General features: G+C 49.6%; 1 protein-coding gene. It reads right to left on the bottom strand.

What is annotated here, in order from left to right:
- Positions 1 to 250 (bottom strand): hypothetical protein (locus QP119_RS11560; protein ID WP_284776318.1); only part of this gene is annotated, 250 nt, incomplete at its 3' end.
- Between the last annotated feature and the right edge of the window lie 16 nt (positions 251 to 266).

The raw sequence follows: 266 nt of genomic DNA, 5'->3' as shown, positions 1-266 counted from the left end.
TTGTGTTGTGTGAGAACTCGATAGTGTGTTGATGTACTTTTTGTGGTGCGTTTCTTGTGGCTTGTCCGCCGGCACTGCCTGGGTTGTATGCCTTGAGGTGGTGTTGGTGTGTGCCGGTGGGGGTTGACCTCCCTGGGCCTTGGGTCCGAATGATGGTTTTTGCCGGTGGCAGGTTGCTTGGAGTGCATTGTTTTGTACTTTTGAGTTTTTTCTTGTCAGTTTTTTGTTTGTCAGGTTTCGGGCTTTTCACGGCTCGTTTTTTGCGA

Origin of the sequence: Corynebacterium frankenforstense, from assembly GCF_030211955.1 — a bacterium.
GTDB lineage: Bacteria > Actinomycetota > Actinomycetes > Mycobacteriales > Mycobacteriaceae > Corynebacterium > Corynebacterium frankenforstense_A.
Note: the sequence above shows the minus strand (reverse complement) of the source record. Positions and strands in the feature narration are given on the sequence as shown.